The sequence below is a fragment of the Burkholderia sp. M6-3 genome (assembly GCF_050858985.1).
Classification (GTDB): Bacteria; Pseudomonadota; Gammaproteobacteria; order Burkholderiales; family Burkholderiaceae; genus Paraburkholderia; species Paraburkholderia caledonica.
In genome coordinates this window covers 2,154,792-2,177,860 of sequence record NZ_CP110090.1, presented here as the reverse complement: position 1 = coordinate 2,177,860, position 23,069 = coordinate 2,154,792, and the positions used below count along the sequence as shown (strand labels likewise).

General features: G+C 61.3%; 22 protein-coding genes. 13 read left to right on the top strand and 9 right to left on the bottom strand.

From position 1 onward, the window contains the following. Positions 1-45: 45 nt before the first annotated feature. Both OH764_RS09410 and OH764_RS09405 read left to right on the top strand, forming a co-directional pair. The gene (locus tag OH764_RS09410; RefSeq protein ID WP_498846588.1) at positions 46-1,236 is read left to right on the top strand and encodes an NAD(P)H-dependent flavin oxidoreductase; all 1,191 of its coding nucleotides are present in this window, start codon (positions 46-48) and stop codon (positions 1,234-1,236) included. A 69-nt stretch (positions 1,237-1,305) separates the two neighbouring features. After that, positions 1,306-1,959 carry an OmpW/AlkL family protein gene (locus tag OH764_RS09405; protein WP_087753193.1) on the top strand — a complete coding sequence of 218 codons (654 nt, stop codon included), beginning with the start codon at positions 1,306-1,308 and terminating at the stop codon, positions 1,957-1,959. A gap of 108 nt (positions 1,960-2,067) precedes the next feature. Here OH764_RS09405 and OH764_RS09400 read toward each other — a convergent pair whose 3' ends face one another. From OH764_RS09400 to OH764_RS09390, 3 genes are all read right to left on the bottom strand, one after another. Next, positions 2,068-2,271 (bottom strand): DUF1289 domain-containing protein, encoded by a 204-nt coding sequence (locus tag OH764_RS09400; protein ID WP_020070188.1) that lies wholly within the window; start codon positions 2,269-2,271, stop codon positions 2,068-2,070. 37 nt (positions 2,272-2,308) lie between these two features. Beyond that, a complete protein-coding gene (locus OH764_RS09395; protein ID WP_498846587.1) occupies positions 2,309-2,500 on the bottom strand; it encodes a hypothetical protein in 192 nt (63 codons plus the stop codon). 215 nt (positions 2,501-2,715) lie between these two features. Then, positions 2,716-4,011: a divalent metal cation transporter gene (locus OH764_RS09390; RefSeq protein WP_498846586.1), complete on the bottom strand. Its 1,296-nt coding sequence runs from the start codon at positions 4,009-4,011 to the stop codon at positions 2,716-2,718. Between the two features lie 561 nt (positions 4,012-4,572). Between OH764_RS09390 and OH764_RS09385 the strand changes: the two genes are divergently transcribed. The 4 genes from OH764_RS09385 (at position 4,573) to OH764_RS09370 (ending at position 8,673) form a co-directional block, all read left to right on the top strand. Next, positions 4,573-5,673: a polyamine ABC transporter substrate-binding protein gene (locus OH764_RS09385; protein ID WP_498846585.1), complete on the top strand. Its 1,101-nt coding sequence runs from the start codon at positions 4,573-4,575 to the stop codon at positions 5,671-5,673. A gap of 155 nt (positions 5,674-5,828) precedes the next feature. After that, positions 5,829-6,929 (top strand): ABC transporter ATP-binding protein, encoded by a 1,101-nt coding sequence (locus OH764_RS09380; protein ID WP_498848797.1) that lies wholly within the window; start codon positions 5,829-5,831, stop codon positions 6,927-6,929. Continuing rightward, entirely contained in the window at positions 6,926-7,855 is a 930-nt protein-coding gene (locus OH764_RS09375) for an ABC transporter permease (RefSeq protein ID WP_498846584.1), read from the top strand. The genes OH764_RS09380 and OH764_RS09375 overlap by 4 nt, the downstream gene beginning before the upstream one ends. Next, positions 7,855-8,673, top strand: a complete 819-nt coding sequence (locus OH764_RS09370) for an ABC transporter permease (RefSeq protein ID WP_498846583.1) — start codon at positions 7,855-7,857, stop codon at positions 8,671-8,673. The genes OH764_RS09375 and OH764_RS09370 overlap by 1 nt, the downstream gene beginning before the upstream one ends. Positions 8,674-8,764: 91 nt before the next feature. Here OH764_RS09370 and OH764_RS09365 read toward each other — a convergent pair whose 3' ends face one another. Together OH764_RS09365 and OH764_RS09360 are read right to left on the bottom strand one after the other, a co-directional pair. Beyond that, positions 8,765-10,168: a methyl-accepting chemotaxis protein gene (locus OH764_RS09365; protein ID WP_498846582.1), complete on the bottom strand. Its 1,404-nt coding sequence runs from the start codon at positions 10,166-10,168 to the stop codon at positions 8,765-8,767. A 636-nt stretch (positions 10,169-10,804) separates the two neighbouring features. Next, a complete protein-coding gene (locus OH764_RS09360) occupies positions 10,805-11,737 on the bottom strand; it encodes a LysR family transcriptional regulator (protein ID WP_498846581.1) in 933 nt (310 codons plus the stop codon). Positions 11,738-11,868: 131 nt separating this feature from the next. On the opposite strand from OH764_RS09360, the gene OH764_RS09355 reads away from it, so the two are divergent. The 7 genes from OH764_RS09355 (at position 11,869) to OH764_RS09325 (ending at position 18,866) form a co-directional block, all read left to right on the top strand. After that, positions 11,869-12,744: an amidohydrolase family protein gene (locus OH764_RS09355; protein WP_169491245.1), complete on the top strand. Its 876-nt coding sequence runs from the start codon at positions 11,869-11,871 to the stop codon at positions 12,742-12,744. A gap of 97 nt (positions 12,745-12,841) precedes the next feature. Next, on the top strand, positions 12,842-14,143 hold the full coding sequence (locus OH764_RS09350) for a dicarboxylate/amino acid:cation symporter (protein ID WP_498846580.1): 1,302 nt from the start codon (positions 12,842-12,844) through the stop codon (positions 14,141-14,143). 158 nt (positions 14,144-14,301) lie between these two features. Then, positions 14,302-15,294 (top strand): porin, encoded by a 993-nt coding sequence (locus OH764_RS09345; protein ID WP_498848796.1) that lies wholly within the window; start codon positions 14,302-14,304, stop codon positions 15,292-15,294. Between the two features lie 113 nt (positions 15,295-15,407). Continuing rightward, on the top strand, positions 15,408-16,433 hold the full coding sequence (locus tag OH764_RS09340) for an amidohydrolase family protein (protein ID WP_498846579.1): 1,026 nt from the start codon (positions 15,408-15,410) through the stop codon (positions 16,431-16,433). 2 nt (positions 16,434-16,435) lie between these two features. Next, positions 16,436-17,119 carry a 4-hydroxy-4-methyl-2-oxoglutarate aldolase/4-carboxy-4-hydroxy-2-oxoadipate aldolase gene (ligK, locus tag OH764_RS09335; RefSeq protein WP_498846578.1) on the top strand — a complete coding sequence of 228 codons (684 nt, stop codon included), beginning with the start codon at positions 16,436-16,438 and terminating at the stop codon, positions 17,117-17,119. Between the two features lie 15 nt (positions 17,120-17,134). Then, on the top strand, positions 17,135-17,842 hold the full coding sequence (locus OH764_RS09330) for a substrate-binding domain-containing protein (protein ID WP_498846577.1): 708 nt from the start codon (positions 17,135-17,137) through the stop codon (positions 17,840-17,842). A gap of 121 nt (positions 17,843-17,963) precedes the next feature. Then, positions 17,964-18,866 carry an NAD(P)-dependent oxidoreductase gene (locus OH764_RS09325; RefSeq protein WP_498846576.1) on the top strand — a complete coding sequence of 301 codons (903 nt, stop codon included), beginning with the start codon at positions 17,964-17,966 and terminating at the stop codon, positions 18,864-18,866. 379 nt (positions 18,867-19,245) lie between these two features. Here OH764_RS09325 and OH764_RS09320 read toward each other — a convergent pair whose 3' ends face one another. The 4 genes from OH764_RS09320 to OH764_RS09305 all read right to left on the bottom strand — a co-directional run bounded on the left by OH764_RS09320 (position 19,246) and on the right by OH764_RS09305 (position 22,966). Next, positions 19,246-19,434 carry a hypothetical protein gene (locus OH764_RS09320; protein WP_498846575.1) on the bottom strand — a complete coding sequence of 63 codons (189 nt, stop codon included), beginning with the start codon at positions 19,432-19,434 and terminating at the stop codon, positions 19,246-19,248. A gap of 89 nt (positions 19,435-19,523) precedes the next feature. After that, positions 19,524-19,958, bottom strand: coding sequence for a hypothetical protein (locus tag OH764_RS09315; RefSeq protein WP_498846574.1), 435 nt, complete (start codon positions 19,956-19,958; stop codon positions 19,524-19,526). Between the two features lie 408 nt (positions 19,959-20,366). Then, complete coding sequence (locus tag OH764_RS09310; protein WP_498846573.1) at positions 20,367-21,395, bottom strand: alpha/beta fold hydrolase; 1,029 nt, start codon at positions 21,393-21,395, stop codon at positions 20,367-20,369. Between the two features lie 71 nt (positions 21,396-21,466). Beyond that, entirely contained in the window at positions 21,467-22,966 is a 1,500-nt protein-coding gene (locus tag OH764_RS09305; RefSeq protein WP_498846572.1) for a flavin-containing monooxygenase, read from the bottom strand. Between the last annotated feature and the right edge of the window lie 103 nt (positions 22,967-23,069).

Here is a 23,069-nt window from a genome sequence, read left to right as displayed (position 1 = left end):
GACGGACGATGATCGGCGGTTCGCTAATCGTCCGTCGGATCAGTCATGCTCCACTCTCACTCCTTTTCACCGCTAGTTATCCGCGGCCGCTCGCTACTGCCGATCGTGCAGGGCGGCATGGGCGTCGGTATCTCAGCGCACCGGCTCGCAGGCAGCGTCGCACGCGAGGGCGCGCTCGGCACCATTGCCAGCATCGATCTGCGCCATCACCATCCAGACCTCGTCGAGCGTTGCAGCCGGTCGGCCGACCACGCCACGCTGGAACAGGCCAACCTCACGGCGCTCGCACGCGAAATCCACGCGGCGAAGGCGCTCAGCGAAGGCCGCGGCATGATCGCCGTCAACGTGATGAAGGCGGTCAGCGCGCAGGCCGATTACGTCCGCGTGGCTTGCGAAAGCGGCGCCGACGCAATCGTAATGGGCGCGGGTCTGCCGCTCGACCTCCCGGAGATGACCCAGGGCCACGATATCGCGCTGATTCCGATCCTGTCGGACAGCCGCGGCGTTGGGCTCGTGCTGAAAAGGTGGATGAAGAAAGGCCGCTTGCCCGACGCTGTCGTGATAGAGCATCCGGCGCACGCGGGCGGGCATCTGGGGGTCGCGAACATCGCCGATATGAACGATCAGCGCTTCGACTTCATGCGGATTCTGCAAGAGATCGACGCCGTATTCGTCTCTCTCGGGCTCGATCGCAAGCAGGTGCCTTTGATCCTCGCGGGCGGCATCAATAGCCATGAGGCCGTGCGCGCGCTGCTGAACGCGGGTGCGAACGGTGTGCAGCTCGGCACGCCGTTCGCCGTGACCGAGGAAGGCGACGCGCATCCGAACTTCAAGCGCGTGCTCGCTGACGCGGCGCCGGAAGATATCGTTGAATTCGTCAGCGTGACCGGCTTGCCCGCGCGCGCGGTGAAAACGCCATGGCTCACGCGCTATTTGCGGCACGAAAGCAGGATTCGCGACAAGGTCGGCGCGCTCAAACACGCGTGCCCGACTGCGCTGGAGTGTCTGAGCGTGTGTGGCTGGCGCGACGGCGTGGAGAAGTTCGGCCATTTCTGCATCGACACGCGGCTCGCGGCTGCCTTGCGTGGCGACGTAGCGAATGGCCTCTTTTTCCGCGGTAAAGAAGCGCTGCCGTTCGGCCAGGCGATTCGCAGCGTGCACGACCTGCTCGAACTGCTGCTGACCGGTGTGACGCGACCGGCTGTCGCAGGGCGCTGTGCTTTCTCGCCCGGTTGACGGGAGTCAACTTGCCGCACGGCGAGAGCTTCGACAATCCCCGCACATTACCAACAATCGGGGAAGTAGATGAAACTCTCGCTCAACAGGATCAGGACCGCCGCCATTGCATCGAGCCTGCTATGCGCGGCCGCGGTAGCGCCGCAGGCACATGCCGCCGGCGACGACACACTGAGCGGCATTCACGCCGGCGATGTACTCGTGCGTCTACGCGCCATCAGCATCGTGCCGAACGTGGACACGACAGGCACGTTGTCGGCGCTGAACGTCGGCGTCAACAACGCGACCGTGCCTGAACTGGATCTGACCTACATGATTCGCGACTATCTCGGCGTCGAATTGATTCTCGGCACATCGCGTCATCAGCTCACGTCGAGCGTCGGCGGTCTGGGCGGCGTGAACGTATTGCCGCCGACACTGCTGCTGCAATATCACTTCAATCACGCGGGGCGCGTGCGTCCGTATGTCGGCGCGGGTCTGAACTACACGCTGTTCTACAACAACGGTCTGCACGTTGGCTCGCAGCCGGTGTCGATCAGCAATCACAGTTTCGGTCCGGCTTTGCAGGCGGGCGTCGACGTCCAGGTGACGAAGTCGTTCTTCGTGAACGCGGACATCAAGAAAATCTGGATGCATACGGACGCGTCGCTCAACGGTCAGCCACTTGGCCGCGTAAGCATCGATCCGGTGGTGGTGGGGCTAGGTGTGGGTATGCGCTTCTAGTCGCAATTAGTCGCATCCTGCTGGCTCGAGCGAGGCACTACCTGCGCGTTCTCGTCGAGCCACGAGCGACGTCGCCGGAATATTCTGCGTGACTATTCCGGCGAAGTTTCAAAGCTTGTCGTTCTGAAAGCGCATGGCTGTGCCTTCCTGCTCGATGCGTACCCACACGGCCCGCTTTTCTTCGTCGCTGAGGAAAACCCAGTTCGACACTTCGCCGGCGGTGCGGCCGCAGCCTTTGCAGATGTCGTCGAACAGCGTGGAACACACGCCGATGCAGGGGCTGTCGGGAAGAGCGTGGAGATTGGAAGCCATCGGAAACCTTGCAGCAGGGAAGCGGAGTTCCGCTATGTTAACCGATACGAAGCGTGAGACCCGCCGAGCCGTGCAGCGAATCGGAAAGTGCAGCCAGTTGCACATCGACAAGCGTATCGACGAGCACAGCGACCCACACGCACCGCTGCCTCCTCCACAGTGTCACCGCGCAATGCTGTAACCGATTCGCGCCATCCAGTGCTGCGCGGCGCGTCTCGAGTGAGATCATGCGGCGCCTGCTTCCGCCGCCGCGTCGATGCGAGAGGCGAGGAAGTGGCAAAAGAATGGCTGCCGGGCGGCTACGACAACCGCAGGCAGCAGCACGGCACGGCGCCACGGCAATCGGCGGCGTCGCACGGGTTGAAATACTAAAAGATTATTTACAAGTTGACTGCAACCGTCGGCGAACTTGCATCACAAGCGGAGCGCAAAGCCGAGGCGCCCTCAATTGCCGAACGCGACCTGCCAGAGCAGCGCTCCATTGAGCATGATGATGAAGGTGGCCGACAGCCAGGCCAGCACCAGCGCCACGCCGTGCACTCGCCAGCCGCGCATCAGACGCGCATCCGATGCGTAACGGATCAACGGTACGACCGCCAGCGGCAATTGCAGGCTCAGCACGACCTGGCTTGCGACCAGCAACTGGTTGGAGCCTTCCTGGCCGTACATCGTCACGGCCACCAGCGCGGGACCGATCGCCAGCGCACGCGTGAGCAGCGCGCGTTTCCAGCGCGGCAGGCGCAGTTGCAGGAAGCCCTCCATGACCGCCTGGCCCGCCAGCGTGCCCGTCACGGTCGCGCTCAGGCCGCACGCCAGCAGCGCCGAGGCAAACAGAATGCCGGCCCAGCGGGTGCCCAGCAGCGGCGCAATCAGGCGGTGAGCGTCTGCGAGATCGGTGACGTCGCGATGGCCGCTCGCATGAAACACGGCCGCCGCGACGATCAGCAGCGCCGCATTGATCACGAAGGCAAAGAGGAGCGAGCCGATGGTGTCGATATTGACGACATGCAACGCGGCCTTGATCTGCGCGTCGCTGCAGTCGGGCGCGTGATGCTTGACGAGCGACGAGTGCAAATAGAGGTTGTGCGGCATCACCGTGGCGCCGACGATGCCCGCCGCGAGCCACACCATCCCCGCGTTGCGCAATAGCTCGACGCTCGGCGCCGTGCCCGCCAGCGCCGCATGCCAGTCGGGTCGCGCGAGCGCCAGTTCGATCACGAAGCACAAGCCGACGAAACCGATCAGTGCCGCGATCACCGCTTCCAGCTTGCGGCCGCCTTTCTGCTGAAGCGCGAGCAGCGCGAATGTGCAGACAGCCGACATCAGCACGCCGACAGTCAGCGACACTCCCAGTAGCAATTGCAGCGCGACGGCGCTGCCAACCACCTCGGCGACGTCGCAGGCGATGATCGCGACCTCGCTCGTCAGCCACAGAAAGATCGTGCGGCGGCGCCCCGAATGTTCGCGGCAAACCTGCGCGAGGTCGCGCCCGGTTACGACGCCGAGGCGCGACGACAGCCATTGCAGCAGCATTGCCATCATGCTCGCGAGCACGACCATGCCCAGCAACTGATAGCCATAGCCGGCGCCCGCGCCGAGCGCCGTGGCCCAATTGCCAGGATCGATATAGCCGACCGCGATCAGCGCCCCGGCACCGACGAACGAGAACCAGTGCGCGGGTCCTTTTTCGGGTAGACGTCGACGGCGGTTAGGGCGCAGCGCGAACGGATTGGTGTTCATGGATGCCTGAGGTCAAAGACTGCGTGATTCCGCAAGGGCCGTGCCCGCGGGGCTGGTGTGAGCCCCGGCCCGCGACGCGGCGCGCCGCGCGGGATAAGCCGTGCGGCGCGCTGCCGAGTCTCGCGGGCGGCCGCACGCACGCTACCGAGGCTCGGGCCGTCGCGATCTGCGCCTGTCAGCCATTGTGCTCCGTCGCACGGCATTGCGTCGTCGGGCGATGCCGGCGTAAAGCCGGCTGCATTGCGGCGTCCGGCCAGGCGGCGCGAAGCTCCCGCGCTGGGCGGCCTGCAGCCCTCACTCCGGCGGCAACTTCGCAGCGTGTCGCTCGCCGGGGTTTTTTTCGGGTAGACACACGCTCATAACCCGCTAAAATTGCGCCCATTTTCAGGCGGCGCGGCTTACGCTGTACCGTTTGCGCGACAATGCGGCGTTTTTTTTGGACCGCGCAATAATTGGTGGTAGTTTTCGGGTTTTTCAGGGGAGCCGTGGGCGCTGCGTTCGCACCGCGTCGCGGCATGCGTGAGGACGGCCGGTTCGGACCGGTCAAGATCGGAGAACGGGATGAAAAGACGGGTAGTGGGGCAAGTGGCTGCGCTGGTCTTGTGCGCGGCGCCGTGGCTGACGGCTGCAGCGAAGGATACGCAGCTCAACGTGTATAACTGGTCCGATTACATCGCCAAGGACACCATTCCGAATTTCACCAAGCAGACCGGCGTCCAGGTCAAATACGACAATTACGACAGCGACGACACGCTGCAAGCCAAGCTTCTGACCGGCAATTCCGGTTACGACATCGTCGTGCCGACGAGCAATTACGCGGGCAAGCAGATCGCAGCAGGCATCTTCTCGCCGCTCGATAAGTCGAAACTGCCGAACCTGAAGTACCTCGACCCTTCGCTGATGTCGCTCGTCGCGGGCGCCGATCCGGGCAACAAGTTCACGGTGCCTTGGGCTTACGGCACGACCGGACTGGGCTACAACGTCACGAAGGCACAGCAGATCCTCGGCAAGAATGTGCCGCTGGATAACTGGGACATTCTGTTCAAGCCGGAAAACATCTCGAAGCTGAAGGCGTGCGGCGTGTCCGTGCTCGACGCGCCGGATCAGATGTTCGCCGCGGCGTTGCACTACATCGGCAAGGATCCGATGAGCACGAACCCGGCCGACTACCGCGCCGCGCTCGCCATGCTCAAGAAGATCCGTCCGTACATCACGCAGTTCAACTCGTCGGGTTATATCAACGACCTGGTTGGCGGCGACGTGTGCTTTGCGTATGGCTGGTCGGGCGACGTCGTGATTGCCAAGCATCGCGCGATCGAGGCGAAGAAAGCGTACAAGATCGAATACTACATTCCGAAGGGCGGCGCGCCCGTGTGGTTCGACGTAATGGCGATTCCGAAAGACGCGAAGAACAAGGAAGCCGCGCTGGAGTGGATCAACTACATCGAAACGCCGCAGGTCCACGCCGCGATCACCAACGCCGTCTACTATCCGAGCGCGAATCTCGAAGCGCGCAAGTACGTGGACAAGGACGTCGCGAACGATCCGGCTGTCTACCCGCCGCCCGACGTCATCAAGACGTTGTTCCTGCTCAAGCCGCTGCCGCCTGAAGTCCAACGGCTGCAGACGCGGCTCTGGACCGAGTTCAAGTCCGGCCGCTAACCCGGCCAGGTGAATGGGTAAGCATCATCAAGAAGCCCTCGGTGTCCACCGGGGGCTTTGTTCGTCAAACGCCGGAGTAAAGCATTGTGATGAGTAGTGAGCAGTCGGGCGCGCTGGACCGGGTGGCCGCGCCGTCCGCTGGCGGCAACGCCGCGATGAACGACGCAGCCGAGAACTTCGTGCAGATCGTCGACGTCGTGAAAAAATTCGGCGAGACCGTGGCGGTCAAGCAGGTCAATCTGTCGGTGAGAAAGGGTGAATTGTTCGCGCTGCTCGGTAGTTCCGGCTGCGGCAAGTCCACGTTGCTGCGCATGCTGGCCGGACTCGAGACCGTGACTTCCGGCAAGATCCTGATCGACGGCGAGGACCTCGCACAACTGCCGCCGTATCGCCGGCCGGTCAACATGATGTTTCAGTCGTATGCGCTTTTTCCGCATATGACGGTCGAATCGAACGTCGCGTTTGGTCTGAAGCAGGAAGGCGTGCCCAAGGCCGAATTGAAGGACCGCGTGCAGACCGCGCTCGAGCTCGTGCAGATGGGCCGCTTCGCGAACCGCAAGCCGCATCAGCTTTCGGGCGGACAGCAGCAACGTGTCGCGCTGGCACGCTCGCTCGTGAAGCGGCCCAAGCTGTTGCTGCTCGACGAGCCGATGTCCGCGCTCGACAAACAGATCCGCCAACGCACGCAGATTGAACTCGTCAACATTCTCGACACGGTCGGCGTGACCTGCATCATGGTGACGCACGATCAGGAAGAAGCCATGACGATGGCGGGGCGTCTCGCCGTGATGAGCGAAGGCGAAATCGTGCAGCTCGGCACGCCGCACGAGGTGTACGAGTATCCGAATAGCCGCTTTTCGGCCGAGTTTATCGGCTCGACGAATCTGTTCGAAGGACATACGGTCGAAGACGAGCCCGATCACGTCTTTATCGAAACGCCCGATCTCACTTGCCGCTTGTATGTGAATCACGGCATTACCGGTCCGCTCGGCATGCCGGTGACGATTTCCGTGCGGCCCGAACGCATTGCGCTGACGCGTAAGCCGCCTGAGGGTGCATACAACTGGGGCAAGGGCGTCGTCACCAATATTGCTTACATGGGCGGCTATTCGCTGTACCACGTGAAGCTCGATAGCGGCAAAACGGTGATCGCCAATGTGACGAGCCTCGCGCTCACCGAGATCGATCCGCCGACCTGGGGCGACGAGGTGTATGTGCGCTGGAGCGCGTCGGCCGGTGTGGTGCTCACGTCATGAAGCGCCAGTTCAATTCGTTGGTCAACTGGCCAGTGCGGCGCTTCAACCTGACTGGCCGCACCGCGGTCGTGGCCGGTCCGTTCGTCTGGCTGCTGCTGTTTTTTCTCGTGCCGTTTCTACTGGTCGTCAAGATCAGCTTTGCCGATCTGCAGCTTGGCATTCCGCCGTACACCGAGCTGACGAGTTTCGTGGACGGCGCGATCAACCTCAAGCTCGACCTGTCGCATTACGCGTTTCTCGTCACGGACAGCCTGTACTTTGCGACGTACGTGAATTCGGTGGTGGTTGCCGCAATCTCGACGCTGCTGTGTCTGCTGATCGGCTATCCGATGGCGTATTACATCGCGCGTTCGGATCCGGCGCGCCGCAATCTGCTGATGATGGCCGTGATGCTGCCGTTCTGGACGTCGTTCCTGATTCGCGTTTATGCGTGGATCGGCATTCTGAAGAACAACGGCTTGCTCAATAATTTCCTGATGTCGATCGGTGTGATTCATTCGCCGATCGAGCTGTATCACACGAATACCGCCGTCTATATCGGCATGGTGTATTCGTATCTGCCGTTTCTCGTGATGCCTCTGTATGCGCACCTGGTGAAAATGGACATGACTTTGCTGGAGGCCGCGTATGACCTCGGCGCGAAGCCCTGGAAAGCGTTCTGGCAGATTACGTTGCCGCTCTCGAAGAACGGCATTATCGCCGGTTGCCTTCTCGTGTTCATTCCGGCGGTGGGTGAGTACGTGATTCCGGAATTGTTGGGCGGCGCGAACACGCTGATGATCGGCCGCGTGATGTGGAATGAGTTCTTCGACAATGCGGACTGGCCGATGGCTTCCGCTGTGACGTGTGCAATGGTGCTGCTGCTGTTGGTGCCGATGGCGTTCTTCCAGTATGCGCAGGCGAAAGCAATGGAGGAAAGGCGCTAATGAAGCCGAACCGGATTTTGCAGTTCACTGCGTTGGCGTTGGGCTTTCTGTTTCTGTATGTGCCCATTGTGAGTCTGATCGTCTATTCGTTCAACGAATCGCAACTGGTCACTGTATGGACGCGCTTTTCAACGCGCTGGTACGCGGCGTTATTGCATGACGACGAGTTGATCGCTGCGGCGTGGCTCTCGTTGAGGGTGGCGGTGCTGACGGCGTTTGCGTCGGTGATCATCGGCACATGGGCAGGTTTCGTGCTCGCGCGCATGGGGCGTTTTCGCGGCTTCACGCTCTATACCGGCATGATCAATGCGCCGCTGGTGATTCCTGAGGTGATCCAGGGCATTTCGTTGCTGTTGCTGTTTATCGAAATGGCGAAGTGGCTCGGATGGCCGGCGGGGCGCGGCATATTCACGATCTGGATCGGACACGTGATGCTGTGCATTTCGTACGTGGCGATCATCGTGCAGTCGCGCGTGAAGGAGTTGCATCCTTCGCTGGAGGAAGCGGCGCTCGATCTCGGAGCGACGCCGCTTCGCGTGTTTTTCTCGATCACGTTGCCGTTGATTTCGCAGGCGCTGGTGTCGGGGTGGCTGTTGTCTTTTACCTTGTCAATCGACGATCTGGTCCTCTCGGCGTTTTTATCGGGGCCTGGATCAACGACGTTGCCGCTCGTGGTTTTCTCGCGGGTGAGGCTCGGTTTGAATCCGGAGATGAATGCGTTGGCGACGCTGTTTATCGCCGTGGTGACCGTTGGGGTGGTGGCGGTTAACTATTTCATGCAAAGAGCGGAGAGGAGGAGGGTGGTGGTGGCCGTCTAGCGTTTGCCGCTGTCTGATTCTTGTTGGCCTTTCCTTGAAGACAAGGAAAGGCCGGGAACAACGGTAAGCACAAAGCGATAGCGCCTGAAGCCTATACCCTGTAACCGATCCTAACCCCACCCCAATGCCGCCCCTGCACGAAAACCGGCGCCGACGCATCTTTCATCAAAACGAACTCTCCACCTCCCATATCGCGACGATAAGTCTGAAGCAGAAACTTCTTCGTATGCGATCCAGCAGCAAGTCCGGTCCGGTCATTGAAAATGCGCCGGTTGCGGCAATTGGCCATGTTCCAAACGACATCTCCGCGTTGCGGCAAGGAAAATTTCAGATTGTGTGTCGGCAGATAACCGCGCACGTCGATTGCCGCGGAGAACGCCACGCGCGGATCGAGATCGAGTAACGGCTCCTGAATCGCCGGCAAAACGCGATCGGTGAACGCAGTGAAACGAGTCATGAACTGTGGCGGATTAGTGCCCGGCACTGGCACGTAGTGTTGATCGAAAAGATCGTCGAGAGAAATCTCGCCGTGCGCGACAGCCGCCTCGAATACCTTACTTACCTTGGCGGCAGCCTCCTGCACGGCTTCAATAAAGCGTGTGTCAGCGGTTTCGACGCCCGCCGCCGCTGTCAACTCGATCAACGTCTCCGACACGCCCAGCAAGTTGCCGAGACGATTCTTCGCCTGCACGAAGTTCTCGCTCGAATCTTCGACGCCGCTCGCCATTTCGAGCACTTGCGCCTCGAGTCCGTCGCACTGCGTTTCAATCTCGCCGGTCAATGCCGCGATCTGCTCGGCCTCGTTGTTCAGATGCGCGATGGCGTCGCCCGTTGCATGCACGACGTCGCCGATCTTGCGCGTGCCCTCACGCACCCGGTGCGCTCGCTCTGTATTCACCGAGCCTTCGTTGATGAGCTGTTCGGTCTGCTGCGTGAGTTGCGCGAGCGTCGTCTCGATCTGACCGGTTGCCTGCGCGGTCTTTGCCGACAGGTTCTTCACCTCGGCCGCCACGACGGCGAAACTGCGACCTGACTCGCCGGCGCGCGCCGCTTCGATCGCGGCGTTCAGCGCGAGCAGATGCGTCTGCCGCGCGATCAAGGAGATTTCCTCCGAGACGCGGCTCACGTGTGCAAGTGCGCTGCGCAGCGCGCCGATCTGGCTTTCGATCACGGTCACGCCTTCCACCAGACCGTGGATATCGGCGAGCGATGCCTCCAGCGTCTCCTGCGATTCCTGCACGCCGGTTGCTGCATGCGCCGAGACTTCGCGCATGCCTCTCGCGGCAGTCGCGATCCGATGATTGCCCGCGAGCGTCTGCGCGGCGGACTCGCGCAACGCCTTGCAGACTTGAGCCTGATGCTGCACGCGCGCGGCGACTTCATCGACGTGGCCGGACACATCGCAAATTTCGATACCGAGTTTTCCCGCCTGCGAGGCAATATCGCCGACTACCGCCTCGGAGCGGGCCGGCCGGCGAAAGCTGAAACGCGACATGGACGTCTCCTTTGACGCTAACGGCGCTGGCGGTTGGCGCACAGCGTCTTCTCAACGCGTTTACGGCTGGCTTTCGGTGGACTTGATACGGGGTATCCCGCAGTCGCTATCATGTGCGGTTTGGCGCCGCGACAGCCGCAATCAGGCGTGCGGCGGCGGCCATCCCTTTTTCCGACGGTAATGATGTACGACTCCTTGGCGCGCGTTTCGGGCTGGCAACAGCTCTATCATTTGTGGGAGCTGATCGTCATGCTCTGCAAGTTTCTTTGGAGCTTGTTGCGCTTTCTTGGGGGCGGGGGTTAGGGGTGTGCGGGGGGAGCGGAGTTCGTGAGAGCGGAAAGACTGGATTGATGACTGCCGGGATTGTCCTTGCGGCAAATCGACGGCAGGGCGATTTATCTGGTATTAGGAGACTCCAAGTTGCTGGTACATGACCACCAGGGCAGTGACGTGCTCGCGGATGTGGGTCGTGCGGTGTCGGACCGACTCAAATCGACCCGGAGCCGTCCTTCGACCCGGCGCGAGCGCTACGGCGGCTTCCAAACTGGAACGGCCGTTCGAGCAGCCGTCTCGATTGGCATGTCATCGGCCAAGCAATAGACAGGAAATCGAAAGGTTGCCGACCTTTCTCAAGCCTCATTCCAGTCGCATTGCTCCGGGGTCCCGGTTAGCAGTGTAGAGCGGAAGCACCTCGGCCTCGATCAGGCCGATCGCCTCCATCGCCAGGTGTGACAAGGTATGCTGGCTGCTCGTCGCGATTGCGAGACGGCTGTGCAGCGTCGGGTGCCGTATGCGGGTCACGGAGAACGGGCGCCTGAGCGGATCGGTGGCCGGCGCATTGATGGGCAACACCGCGTAACCATAGCCCTCGCATACGAGGTCGAGAATCGCCCCGACCGCATCCACCTCGAGCGCGATGGAGAGCTTGACGCCCTCCTCAGCCGCGCGCGCTTCGACGACCTGCCGCAGCGCATGCATGCGCCCTGGAATGACGAGTGGATAGCGAGCGATGTCCTTCAGGCGGATCTGTTCCGGTGCCTGACCACCTGTGCCCTCAGCCATGCCTATCAGGAACAGTTCCTCCTCAAACACTGCGCGCTTCTCGACGAGTGCGGTGAGCGAAGTGTCGTAAAGCACGGCCGCATCGATGCGGCCCATCATCAGCCACTCTGTCAGATAGGTGGAAAGCCCCTCTGCCACGGAGATCGTCGCATCTGGAAACCGCTGCCTGAACTGCCGGATCAACTCCTGCGTGGCAACCTTTGCGAAACTCGGCGCAAGGCCGATGCTGAAGTGTCCGCTGACCGTCCCCTTCAATTGCCGAAGATCGTGCCGCGCGCGCTCGGCCTGCAGCAGCATCCCCTTCGCATGACCCAGCATGACCTGCCCAGCATCGGTTGCCAGGACGCCGCGCCCGTGCCGCACGAGCAGGGTCTGCCTTAATTCCACCTCGAGCTGTCGTACGAGGCGGCTCAAGGTCGGTTGATTGGTATCGAGGATCGTGGCCGCGCGCGTAAAGCTCCCTAGCTCAACCACATGCACGAAGGCCTCGAGCTGCTTCAGTTCCATTTTGGCTCCTATACGGTTTTCGTATATCAGCTAGTCGGCTATGTCGATTGTATTGGCCAACTCGAATCGCCACAATGATCCTCATTCGTTGTCATGCCTCGCAACTTTTCTCAATGGAGTTCAGCCAGACCATGAAGTCCTGCCTTCCGCCAGATCCAAACCCAGTCAAACCATCGCATGGGCTTCCCCCGCTCGCGTGCGACGCCCACTGCCACGTATTCGGCCCCGCTGAGCGTTTCCCCTATGCCGACGATCGCAGCTACACGCCACCCGACGCGCCGTTCGAATCGCTCGCTGCCCTGCATGACCATCTGGGGCTTGCGCGCGGGGTGATCGTGCAGGCGAGCTGCCACGGCACCGACAACACCGCGATGCTCGATGCGATCGCCCGGGGCAACGGGCGATACCGAGGCGTTGCCATCGTCGATGCAGGCGTGACCGATGAAACGCTGAAGGCGCTCAACGAAGCGGGTGTGCGTGGCGTACGTTTTAATTTCGTCGCCCATCTGGGCGGAGCGCCCGACCTGGACGTATTCGAACGCGTGCTGCGGCGCATCGAAGCGCTTGGCTGGCATGTCGTTCTGCACCTCGACGCACAGGACATCGTCAAATACGCCGATCTGATCGGGCGGATTCGCGTGCCATTCGTAATCGACCACATGGGCCGCGTGCGCGCCGAGGCGGGTCTGGATCAGGAGCCGTTCCGGCTGCTGCTGGAATTGATGCGGAATCCGCTCGCGTGGGTAAAGGTGTGCGGCTCCGAGCGAGTCTCGGCGGGCAAGCGCCCCTTCGACGACGCGATTCCCTTCGCGCGAGCACTCGTTCATGCCGCACCGGATCGTGTGTTGTGGGGCACGGATTGGCCGCATCCAAATATCTCAAAGGACATGCCCAATGACGGTGAACTAGTGGACCTGCTGTTCCGCATTTGCGACGACCCCGTGCTGCTCCACAAGATCCTGGTCAAGAACCCTGAACGACTTTACGACTTCGGCGCTGCTAAATAACAGACGGTCAAGAAGGCCGCAAGACAACATATCGGAGACAAAGCATGACCCAAGCCAACTTTCGTTCTCGCATCGCGTTTGCCACGGGGCAGCCGCGATGAACGCCACCACCTCATCCCCTGATACGACACCGCGCAGACGCGTCCCCTTTTACCGCCAACTCTATGTGCATGTGCTGGCTGCGATCCTGATTGGTGTCCTGCTCGGCCACTTCGCGCCCGCGCTCGCCGTCCAGATGAAGCCACTCGGTGATGCGTTCATCAAGCTCGTCAAGATGGTGATCGGCCCAATCATTTTCTGCACCGTGGTCGCGGGCATCGCGGGCATGGGTGACATGAAGAAGGTCGGCCGCGTCGGCGGAAGAGCCCTGCTTTATTTTGAAGTCGTCTCGACGCTCTCGCTGATGATCGGGCTCATGGCTGGACATCTGTTGCGCCCGGGTGCCGGTTTCAACCTCGATCCGTCGAAAATTGATGCTTCCGCGCTTTCCGGCTACGCGACCCAAGCCCATGAGCAAAGCACCGTCGAGTTCCTCATGCACATCATCCCGAACACTGTGGTCGATGCGTTCGTGACGGGCAATGTGCTGCAGATTCTCCTCATCTCGGTGCTCTTCGGCGCCGCGCTTGCCGCGCTCGGGGAACGGGGCAAGCCGCTGGTCGAGTTCATCGGCGGCATCGCCAACGTGTTCTTTGGCATCGTTCACATCATCATGAAGACCGCTGCCATAGGAGCCTTCGGTGCGATCGCCTACACAATCGGAACATATGGAGTCGGATCCGTCTTGCCGCTGATCAAGCTGATCGGCGCGTTCTACCTGACGCTTTTTGTGTTTGTTGTGGTCGTCCTCGGCGCGATTGGGCGCGTGATGGGCTTCAACATCTTTCGCTTCATGAGCTATATCCGCGAGGAGATTCTCATTGTTCTAGGCACGAGCTCATCCGAAGCGGCGCTGCCCGGGATGCTCGAAAAGCTCGAACGCCTGGGCTGCTCCAAGCCGGTGGTAGGGCTCGTCGTGCCTGCGGGCTATTCATTCAATCTCGATGGCACCAACATCTATCTGACGATGGCGGTCCTGTTCATCGCGCAGGCCTTCAATATCCAACTCACCTTCACGCAGGAGATGACATTGATCGTGGTCGCAATGCTCACCTCGAAGGGCGCGAGCGGCGTGGCCGGTGCTGCGTTCATCATGCTTACCTCGACTCTGCTTGTGTTCCCCGTCATCCCTGTGTCAGGCATGGTGCTGATTCTCGGCATTCACCGATTCATGGGCACCGGACTCGCCGTCGTCAACACGATTGGGAATGGTGTCGCAACGCTCGTTGTTTCCGCCTGGGAGCGCGAGCTCGACCGCGACAAGCTCGACGCCGCCATGAAGAAGCGCACGGTCAGCTAGAGCACGGCTTCGTGTAGGGGGCCCGCTTTAGGGCTGGCCGCCGCCGTACAAGACAATCCAAACACCAGGGAGACTGCCCCATGAAGATCAGGAGAACTGCACGCCCCAAGAGATCGTGCACAGAGCGATCACGCTTGCAGGCCGGCGCTTGCGCAGCAATGACATTGTGCGCAGCCAGCGTCAGCGCGCAGGTCCATGACGCCTCGCAGGTCCAGCTTTACGGAATCGTCGGCACCTATGTCGGCAGTGTCAAACGTAGTGACACGCCGCAATCTACGGCACTGATGGGAAGCGGCGGACTTACCACTTCGTTCTGGGGGATTCGCGGCAAGGAAGACCTGGGCGGCGGCGTCAGCGCCATCTTTGAGCTTGAGAGCTTCTTTCAACCCCAAAACGGCGCGCTGGGTCGCAGTGCGACGGACCCATTCTGGTCCCGCAACGCGTTCGTGGGCTTTCAAGGCGACTTTGGCCAATTGACCTTCGGGCGGCAAAGAAATCCGACCTATACGGCAGAGTCCCTCGTCAATCCGTTCGGATCGTCGACCGTCTTTTCCCCGCTCGTCCTCCAGACGTTCGTCACCAATTATGGAGGCACGATCATCGGAGATACGGTGTGGAATAACACCGCCGAGTACACGACCCCGAACTTTAAGGGTTTCGGCGCAACGGTAATCTACGGCCTTGGCGGCGTCGCGGGTTCGCCTGGCATCGGTAACCTCGGCGTTCACTTGAATTATCAGGGTCACGGTCTCACGGCAGTGCTGTCCGGCCAGCGCGTGCGCTACACCGCAGCAGGGCCGGTGGGCGCACAGTACGCCTACCTCGCGGGCGCAGCATACGACTTCAAGGTCGTGACGCTCTACGGGGCGTGGGCGATGACAAGTGACGTCAGTACCCCTACAGGCAGCCATACCTACCAGGCGGGTTTGTCGATCCCCTTCTCACCTGCCGACTTCCTGCTTGCAGAGTGGGCGCGTACGCAACGGTCCGGGCCTAAGCCTGCGACCAACAATCTTCGCAACACAGCCTCTCTCGGTTACGACCATCTTCTGTCCAAGCGGACGGACATTTACGCGATTTACTCTTTCGACAAGCTGAGCGCCCACCCCACCGGCAACACATTTGCCGTTGGGGTCCGGCATACGTTTTAAGTCGCGGCGCGCGCAGAGGTCGTTTCCTTCGCGCCGGTAGCCGCTTAATGCAGAACCAGCGCATGGCACTCGTCATGTCGCGCTGACAATCGAATCAGTTATTGGGAGCGACGATGATCATCGACATTCATGGCCATTACACCACCGCGCCGAAGGCGCTGGAGAACTGGCGTAACCGCCAGATTGCGGGCATCACGGGTCCGTCCGAGATGCCGAAGGCGTCCGAATTGCACATCGGCGACGACGAGTTGCGCGAGTCGATCGAAAGCAATCAGCTGCGGCTGATGCGCGAACGCGGTCTCGACCTCACGATCTTCAGCCCGCGAGCAAGCTTCATGGCGCATCACATCGGGGACTTTCAGGTCTCCAGCACCTGGGCGGCGATCTGCAATGAGCTGTGTTTCCGCGTCAGCCAGCTTTTCCCCGAGCATTTCATACCGGCCGCGATGTTGCCGCAAAGCCCCGGCGTGGATGTCGCCACGTGCATCCCCGAACTCGTCAAGTGCGTGGAGGAGTACGGCAACGTCGCGATCAATCTCAATCCGGATCCGTCGGGCGGCCACTGGACCAGCCCGCCGCTCTCGGACCGCTACTGGTATCCGATTTACGAGAAGATGGTCGAGTACGATATCCCGGCGATGATCCACGTGAGCACGAGCTGCAACGCGTGCATCCACACGACCGGCGCTCACTACCTGAATGCCGACACCACCGCTTTCATGCAGTGCCTCACGTCGAACCTGTTCCGCGATTTTCCGACCTTGCGCTTTGTGATCCCGCATGGCGGAGGCGCGGTTCCCTATCACTGGGGCCGCTTTCGCGGGCTCGCGCAGGAACTCAAGAAGCCGTTACTGAAGGACCATCTGCTCAACAACGTCTTCTTCGACACCTGCGTCTACCACCAGCCGGGCATCGATCTGCTTACGCGCGTGATTCCGGTGGACAACATTCTGTTTGCGAGCGAGATGATCGGCGCCGTGCGCGGCATCGATCCGGAGACGGGCAACTATTTCGACGACACCAAGCGCTACATTGAGACCGCGCATCTCGACGCAGACGAGCGGTACAAGATCTACGAGGGTAACGCGCGGCGTGTCTACCCGCGCCTCGATGCGGCGCTCAAAACGAAAGGAGATTGATCATGGTTGAACTAGGGGTCGTATATCGAAACATTCAGCGCGCGGATGGCGATACGGCCGCCAAACTCGGCGCGCTCGGGTCCGCGACTGTCCACGAGGCGATGGGGCGCGTGGGCCTGATGAAGCCTTATATGCGGTCGATCTATAACGGCGCGCAGACGGGCGGCACGGTCGTCACGGTCCTGCTCCAGCCAGGCGACAACTGGATGCTGCACGTCGCGGCGGAGCAGATCCAGCCTGGCGACGTCGTCGTTGCGGCTGTCACGGCCGATTCCACCGACGGCTTTTTCGGTGACCTGCTGGCAACAAGCTTCAAGGCACGCGGCGCACGAGGGCTCATTATCGACGGAGGCGTGCGCGATGTGCGCGTGCTGGCGGAGATGAACTTCCCGGTATGGAGCAAGGCAATCTCGTCCAAAGGGACGGTCAAAGCCACGCTCGGGTCGGTGAACATTCCCGTGGTATGCGCCGGCGCGCTGGTGATGCCCGGCGATGTCATCGTCGCGGACGACGATGGTGTGGTCGTGGTGCCGGCGGCATCGGCGCAGAGTGTTCTCGAAAAGGCGGCCGCGCGCGAAGCCAACGAGGGCGAGAAGCGCGCGAAGCTGGCCGCCGGCGTGCTCGGCCTGGATATGTACAACATGCGCGGACCGCTGCAACAAGCCGGCCTGCGCTATATCGATTGAAAAGAGGCGACAACCATGGTCACTGGTCAAACCATCAATGCACGGATCACCGGTATCTCGTCGATGGCCACGCGCAACGTGCTTTCCGAGTTGGTCGAAGAATACGAGCGGCTATCGGGACGACCGGTGGTCATCGAATCTGTCGGTGGGGTCGCTGCTGCCCGTCGCGTCCAGGAAGGCGAGCCATTCGATATCGTCGTGCTTGCGGCCGACGCGATCGACCGGCTGGCCGCGGCCGGCAGGATCGATCCGGCCAGTCGCGTCGACCTGGCCCGTTCGGGCGTGGCAATTGCGGTGGCGGCCGGGGCGGCTCGACCGGAGACCGGTACTGAAGCCGCCGTTCGCGACGCTATTCTGGCCGCGCGCAGCATCGGCTATTCGACGGGTCCCAGCGGTTCGCACCTCAGCCGCTTGTTCGAGCGCTGGGGCATCGCTGAAGCCATTGGGCCGCGCATCGTGCAGGCGCCGCCCGGCGTTCCAGTAGGCACGCTCGTCGCGCGGGGGGAAGTCGAGCTGGGTTTCCAGCAATTGAGCGAATTAATGCCCCTGGCAGGCATTGATGTCATCGGCTCTCTGCCGCCCGAGATTCAGGTCATCACCGTATTCTCGGCAGCCATATGCGCAGCGTCTAGGCGGCATGAAGCCGCGGAGGAACTGATCTCCTTTCTGGCCTCGCCCTGGGCTGATTCCGTCAAGCTTCGTCATGGCATGGAACCACCATGAGGGGCTCCCCAATCGCGGGGTTAAGGTCGCGGTTCGCGCTCCCGCCCTGCTACAGCTTCAATATCGAATGCGCAGACCACGTCCCCCCGCCTTCTCAAACCTTTACTCGCAGAGAATCAGCATGGATCAGAACAGCAATCAGCATATAGGCCGTGTCGCGATCATCGGCTTCGGAGAAGTCGGGCCTATCTTCGCGCGAACATTGTCCGCCGCCGGCCATGAAGTTTCGGTCTTCGACATCAAGCTGCAAGATGCTGCAACGCGGTCGACGATCGTGCAGCGGGCCCGCGACTGCGAGGCCCATATCGCCGACGACCTCGCAACGTCACTTCGAGATGCCCAACTCGTTTTCTCCGTAGTCACGGCAAGCCAGGCGGAAGTGGTTGCCACGGCTTCGGCCGAATATCTGACGAGCGGTCAGACCTATCTCGACCTCAATTCTGTATCGCCCGCTGTCAAGCAGCGCAACTGCCAGCAGATCGAGCGCAACGGCGCGGATTACGTGGAAGCCGCGGTGATGGCGCCGGTCCCGCCGCAAGGCGTAAGAGTGCCAATGCTGTTGGGCGGCCGGCTAGCCTCGCAAACGGCGGATATCCTCAACGGTCTGGGCATGCGCACGGAGGCCGTAGCTCAGGAAGTCGGCCTCGCTTCAGCCATTAAGTTGTGCCGCAGCATCATGATCAAAGGCATGGAGGCGCTTTGCGTTCAGTCGATGTTGGCGGCCAAACAGTTCGACGTAGACGGCCGCGTGCTTGCGTCGCTCGCGGCAAGCTTTCCGGGCATGGGCTGGGAAAAGGGCTATGAAGCGTATCTGATCGGCCGGGTAGTCGAGCACGGACAACGACGCTCCGAAGAAATGCGTGAAGCCGCGCTGATGCTCGAAGGTCTGGGCATGTCGGACGTCCTCGCCAGCGCGATTGCCGATGTGCAACAGGAACTTGCGGCGCGCGCAGCCCCGCTGGTCGGAGCGCTCGATCCCAAGGGCAGCTTGTCCGGATGGCGAAGCCTGCTGAAACCCGTCTGATGGCGTAGCAATATTCTTTCCCCTTTTATGCGCAGGTATTGCGCAATGCTATTGATTCGCGATCACACGCAGAGTCTCGTGCCGCGCCGAGGATCACTGCCTGGACTGTTGTGCCCGTAGCGCACAGCAACGAGATTGCCGGGCAGACCCTCCCGTTCGAATCCCATGGAGGAATCCGCCCGACCACGTTCGCTTGACGCCCGATAACGCCACGGCAGGGCTGCTGGTTTCGCTGCGTTATTGTCATCAACGCTATGAGCCGACGTTAAGCTTCGCAGGCCCAATGGCCGTTTTCTGGTGCGGATCCGACATCTGAACGTCCGCATGGCCGTACAGGCGAATGACGCCTCCTGGCCGCACTGCGTCTCCCGACCCAGCCCTAGAGCGCCTCTGCGCGCTTTCCGCCGATATGCAGGGCGATCACGCCGACCGCCATGGCGACGAGCGCGCGCGAGAACCAGATCCTAAACGGGGTCGGCAGATCGAAAGCGTCGAATGCTTGAATCAGGCTGTAAAGTCCGAAGCAGATCGACGCGATGCCCAGCGCGATCAGGGAGACGACAAGCATCTCAGGCGCCGACCGACGACGCACGTCATTTACTTCCTCTGGAGGCTGTGCTGTCGCAGATCGCTCGTGACGCGGCTTGCAAACCGGCCTCATATACTCAGCTTCCGCAACTGCGGGTCGCGACTGATAGGCGAACCGCTCGTCTCATCCGTGAGCTTGCCGACTTGAACAAACTGTGCCATGAGGCACAGCACAAAGCAGAGAATCATGACGCACCGGACCGTCGAGAAGAATGCACTCTTCCCTGGCACGACGATGTTCACGACGGCTACCCTGTTGTGGGCGACAACACCTTGTGCGACGGTGGATCGTGAACTCGGCCCCTGCAATGCGGCGGGAATGCCCTGGATGAAACGAGTGATGGCAAGCGCGCCGACGAATGCGCAAGCCACATGTAAATAGATCAACCAGGACGGCTGCGGATATTCCGGACGGTCGAATACCAGGTTCAGGCATGCCACGATACCGGCACACGCTGCGCTCAAGGCGAACGCCAGCAGCCATGATTTGAATCGCTGGGTCATGAGTTTCGGCTTCAATGAAAAGGACGCTCGACTTTAATATCGGCAAACAGTCGAAGTTCTTGAGTGATCCAGACGCTGCACGCGACGGTTCCGGCCGATGCACGACTAGTAGTTCAATCGTCGAACCTGGAGCGCGCGAGCAACAATGCGTGCCAATCTCGCGCAATTTCAACTGGTTGTTAGCGATTTGGAGGTCGAAGTCAAACGTCCCGAATCGGCCGCACTCAGCCGTTCACCAACCGGCGCAACCCGAGCGCACACACTGGCAAACCAACCAATTCGCGTCACAAATCCGCCGAGTCCGGTTGATTGCGTTCCGCGTCACAGACGCGTGACCGAATTCGTTACTAAGACCTTCATCCTGCGTTTAGCCCTGGTCCAACCCCCAGCGCGCCGTCCCGCTGCCCCCTACACCGACGCGCGTCGCGAGCCTTCTTCTCGCAGCAGCAACTCTTCACTGTTGCCCGCATTACCGCCGAGAAAAGCCCGCAAATCTGCCAGCACGCGCTCGGGCGCTTCTTCCATTGGAATATGTCCAAGGCCCGGATACATGACCGACTTCGCGCCCGGAATGCGCCGAGCGAATTCGGCGGCGTGCGCTGCGGGAATCCAGCGGTCCTTCGCACCCCACAAGACGAGCGTGGGAACCGCGAGCTTAGTCAGCACGTTTGTATCGAGTTCTTCGAAATCGAGCGTCGGCACCATCTTGCCGATTGCGGCGCGCGTGCCTTCGCCATGGAAAAAGTCGACGTAGCGCCGCAGCGTGACGGCGTCGAGTTTGCACGCATCGCCATACACGTTTCGCACGGCGCTTCGGATGATGATTTCCGGCAGCCATCGCGGCGAACTCGCGCGCACCAGCGCGTGATTGAAAAGATCGATGTAGATGGGCAACTTCATCGGGAAGCCGGCCGAGTCGATCAGTACCAGTCGCTCGGCCGCGTCGCGATGACGCACCGCGTAGTCCCACGAAATAAGCCCGCCGAGCGAATTGCCGATGAATATCGCGCGTGAGACGCCGAGCGCTTGCAGGAACGTGTCGATGAAACGCCGGTAGGTCGGCAGGTTCATCGTTTCAATGACGCCTGTGCTGGAGCGCAGCGGTCCCGTCACGCCAAACGGCGGCAGGTCGAGACGAATCACGCGGTGCGCGTGCTTGAGTTCATCGGCGACACGGTTCCAGGTGTGCAGCGAAGACGCGAAACCATGAATCATCACGATGATGTCGCCACTGCCTTCGTCGACGTAATGAACGTCCGCGCCCATGATCCGGACGAACCTGGAGCCGCTTTGCGTGTAGCGTCGCCGCAATTCGTCGCGCGGCACACTCGTAATGCCGAGGCGAGCGGCGAGCGAGCGCGGCGGCAGCGCGGCAGAGTTCGATGGTCTCGTAGATGACGAGCCCGATGCCGACGACAGAGGTCCTCTGCTTGCCATGTTTTGCGTCTCCCTTTTTGTTCGAATCGAAACTGCAAACGGACATCGAGCCGACCCCAGCCACCATTGAATCAAGGCAAGAAGCGATAATCCCGCGGCCGCACACGCCGCGTCCGTTTGCGAAAGCTGAACGTGAAGCCCGGCCACAGCGCGGTCACCTTGCCGCTTCCTGTCTGATACCAGCTATGGCAGCCGCTCGACCATACAGAGCGCTGCATATTCTTCTGCAGGCGCGCGTTGTAGTCGCGTTGCACGTCGGGGCGCAGGTCCATCGCGCGTACGTTGCGCTCGCGTAGCAGGCGCAGGCAATCGCCGATGTACTGCACTTGCGACTCGATCATGTAGATCATCGAGTTGTGGCCGAGAAAGGTGTTCGGACCGGCGATCATGAAGAAGTTGGGAAAGTCGGCGATGCTCGTGCCGAGATACGCTTCCGGACCGTCGCGCAGCCATAGCGCACGCAGATCCGTGCCGCCGATGCCCGCCACCTCGAACGGCGCGCCGAAGCCGTTGAACTGAAAACCGGTGCCGCAAATGATCGCGTCCGCCGCGTGATGTGCGCCGTCTTGTGTCACGATGCCGTCCGCGACCACCTCACGAATGTCCGCTGTAATCACGTTCACGTTCGGTTCGACGAGCGCGCGATAGTAGTTGCTCGACAGCAGAACCCGCTTGCAGCCGAGGCGGTAATTCGGCGTGAGCTTCGCACGCAGTTCCGGGTCTGTCACACGCCGTGCGAGGTAGCTGAGGCACAGCTTCATCGGGCGCTTCATCAGTTGCGGATGCCGCACGAAAGCGATGGCCTGCGATTCGAGCTTCCAGTAGATCGCACTGCGTACAACTTGCTGCGTGAACGGCACATGCTCGAAGAGCCAGCGCGCGCGTTCGCTAATGCGCTTGTTGGGCTTGGGCATGATCCATGGCGCGGTGCGTTGGAACAGATCGAGTTGCGCGACGCGCGGCTGGATTTCCGGCACGAACTGGATCGCGCTCGCACCGGTGCCGATAACCGCAACGCGTTTTCCGTCGAGCGGATACGCGTGGTCCCAGCGCGCGGAATGAAACAGCTTGCCTTTGAAACTATCGAGCCCCGCAATTTGCGGCATGGAGGGGCGGGATAGTCCACCGCTCGCTCCGATCAGCACATCCGCCTCGACGTGCTCGCGCTTGCCGTCGACATCCAGTTCGATGTGCCACACGTGACGCGCTTGATCGAACCGCGCAGCTAAAACGCGTGCATTGCAACGCACGTAACGATCCACGCCGTACTTGCGCGCGCAGTGCTTGAGGTAAGCGAGAATTTCCGCCTGGCCGCTGAACTCGCGCGACCACGCCGGGTTCGGTTCGAAAGAAAACGAATATAGATGCGAAGGCACATCGCACCCAGCGCCCGGATAGGTGTTGTCGCGCCAGGTGCCGCCGATGTCGGCGGCGGCCTCGTAGAGCGTGAACGACGTAATGCCCATTTTTAGCAGACGCACGGCCATGCCGATGCCGGCGAAGCCGCTCCCCACGATTGCAATGCGCGGAGCGGCGGCTTGTGTGAATGCGGCGGATGAAGCGGGCGTCACAGCAATCTCCGGCAAGGAAGTTCGGGCCGTGTCGACATTCAGGAGACGCGGCGTGGCCGCGAACAGGCGGCCGCTCGAACGTTACGCGCAGGGTAGACAACTG

What these genes read in the sequence shown, in the direction of transcription:
- OH764_RS09410 (WP_498846588.1), top strand. Translation starts at nt 46, where the DNA reads ATGCTCCACTCTCACTCCTTTTCACCGCTAGTTATCCGCGGCCGCTCG.
- OH764_RS09405 (WP_087753193.1), top strand. Translation starts at nt 1,306, where the DNA reads ATGAAACTCTCGCTCAACAGGATCAGGACCGCCGCCATTGCATCGAGC.
- OH764_RS09400 (WP_020070188.1), bottom strand. Translation starts at nt 2,271, where the DNA reads ATGGCTTCCAATCTCCACGCTCTTCCCGACAGCCCCTGCATCGGCGTG.
- OH764_RS09395 (WP_498846587.1), bottom strand. Translation starts at nt 2,500, where the DNA reads ATGATCTCACTCGAGACGCGCCGCGCAGCACTGGATGGCGCGAATCGG.
- OH764_RS09390 (WP_498846586.1), bottom strand. Translation starts at nt 4,011, where the DNA reads ATGAACACCAATCCGTTCGCGCTGCGCCCTAACCGCCGTCGACGTCTA.
- OH764_RS09385 (WP_498846585.1), top strand. Translation starts at nt 4,573, where the DNA reads ATGAAAAGACGGGTAGTGGGGCAAGTGGCTGCGCTGGTCTTGTGCGCG.
- OH764_RS09380 (WP_498848797.1), top strand. Translation starts at nt 5,829, where the DNA reads ATGAACGACGCAGCCGAGAACTTCGTGCAGATCGTCGACGTCGTGAAA.
- OH764_RS09375 (WP_498846584.1), top strand. Translation starts at nt 6,926, where the DNA reads ATGAAGCGCCAGTTCAATTCGTTGGTCAACTGGCCAGTGCGGCGCTTC.
- OH764_RS09370 (WP_498846583.1), top strand. Translation starts at nt 7,855, where the DNA reads ATGAAGCCGAACCGGATTTTGCAGTTCACTGCGTTGGCGTTGGGCTTT.
- OH764_RS09365 (WP_498846582.1), bottom strand. Translation starts at nt 10,168, where the DNA reads ATGTCGCGTTTCAGCTTTCGCCGGCCGGCCCGCTCCGAGGCGGTAGTC.
- OH764_RS09360 (WP_498846581.1), bottom strand. Translation starts at nt 11,737, where the DNA reads ATGGAACTGAAGCAGCTCGAGGCCTTCGTGCATGTGGTTGAGCTAGGG.
- OH764_RS09355 (WP_169491245.1), top strand. Translation starts at nt 11,869, where the DNA reads ATGAAGTCCTGCCTTCCGCCAGATCCAAACCCAGTCAAACCATCGCAT.
- OH764_RS09350 (WP_498846580.1), top strand. Translation starts at nt 12,842, where the DNA reads ATGAACGCCACCACCTCATCCCCTGATACGACACCGCGCAGACGCGTC.
- OH764_RS09345 (WP_498848796.1), top strand. Translation starts at nt 14,302, where the DNA reads ATGACATTGTGCGCAGCCAGCGTCAGCGCGCAGGTCCATGACGCCTCG.
- OH764_RS09340 (WP_498846579.1), top strand. Translation starts at nt 15,408, where the DNA reads ATGATCATCGACATTCATGGCCATTACACCACCGCGCCGAAGGCGCTG.
- ligK (WP_498846578.1), top strand. Translation starts at nt 16,436, where the DNA reads ATGGTTGAACTAGGGGTCGTATATCGAAACATTCAGCGCGCGGATGGC.
- OH764_RS09330 (WP_498846577.1), top strand. Translation starts at nt 17,135, where the DNA reads ATGGTCACTGGTCAAACCATCAATGCACGGATCACCGGTATCTCGTCG.
- OH764_RS09325 (WP_498846576.1), top strand. Translation starts at nt 17,964, where the DNA reads ATGGATCAGAACAGCAATCAGCATATAGGCCGTGTCGCGATCATCGGC.
- OH764_RS09320 (WP_498846575.1), bottom strand. Translation starts at nt 19,434, where the DNA reads ATGCTTGTCGTCTCCCTGATCGCGCTGGGCATCGCGTCGATCTGCTTC.
- OH764_RS09315 (WP_498846574.1), bottom strand. Translation starts at nt 19,958, where the DNA reads ATGACCCAGCGATTCAAATCATGGCTGCTGGCGTTCGCCTTGAGCGCA.
- OH764_RS09310 (WP_498846573.1), bottom strand. Translation starts at nt 21,395, where the DNA reads ATGGCAAGCAGAGGACCTCTGTCGTCGGCATCGGGCTCGTCATCTACG.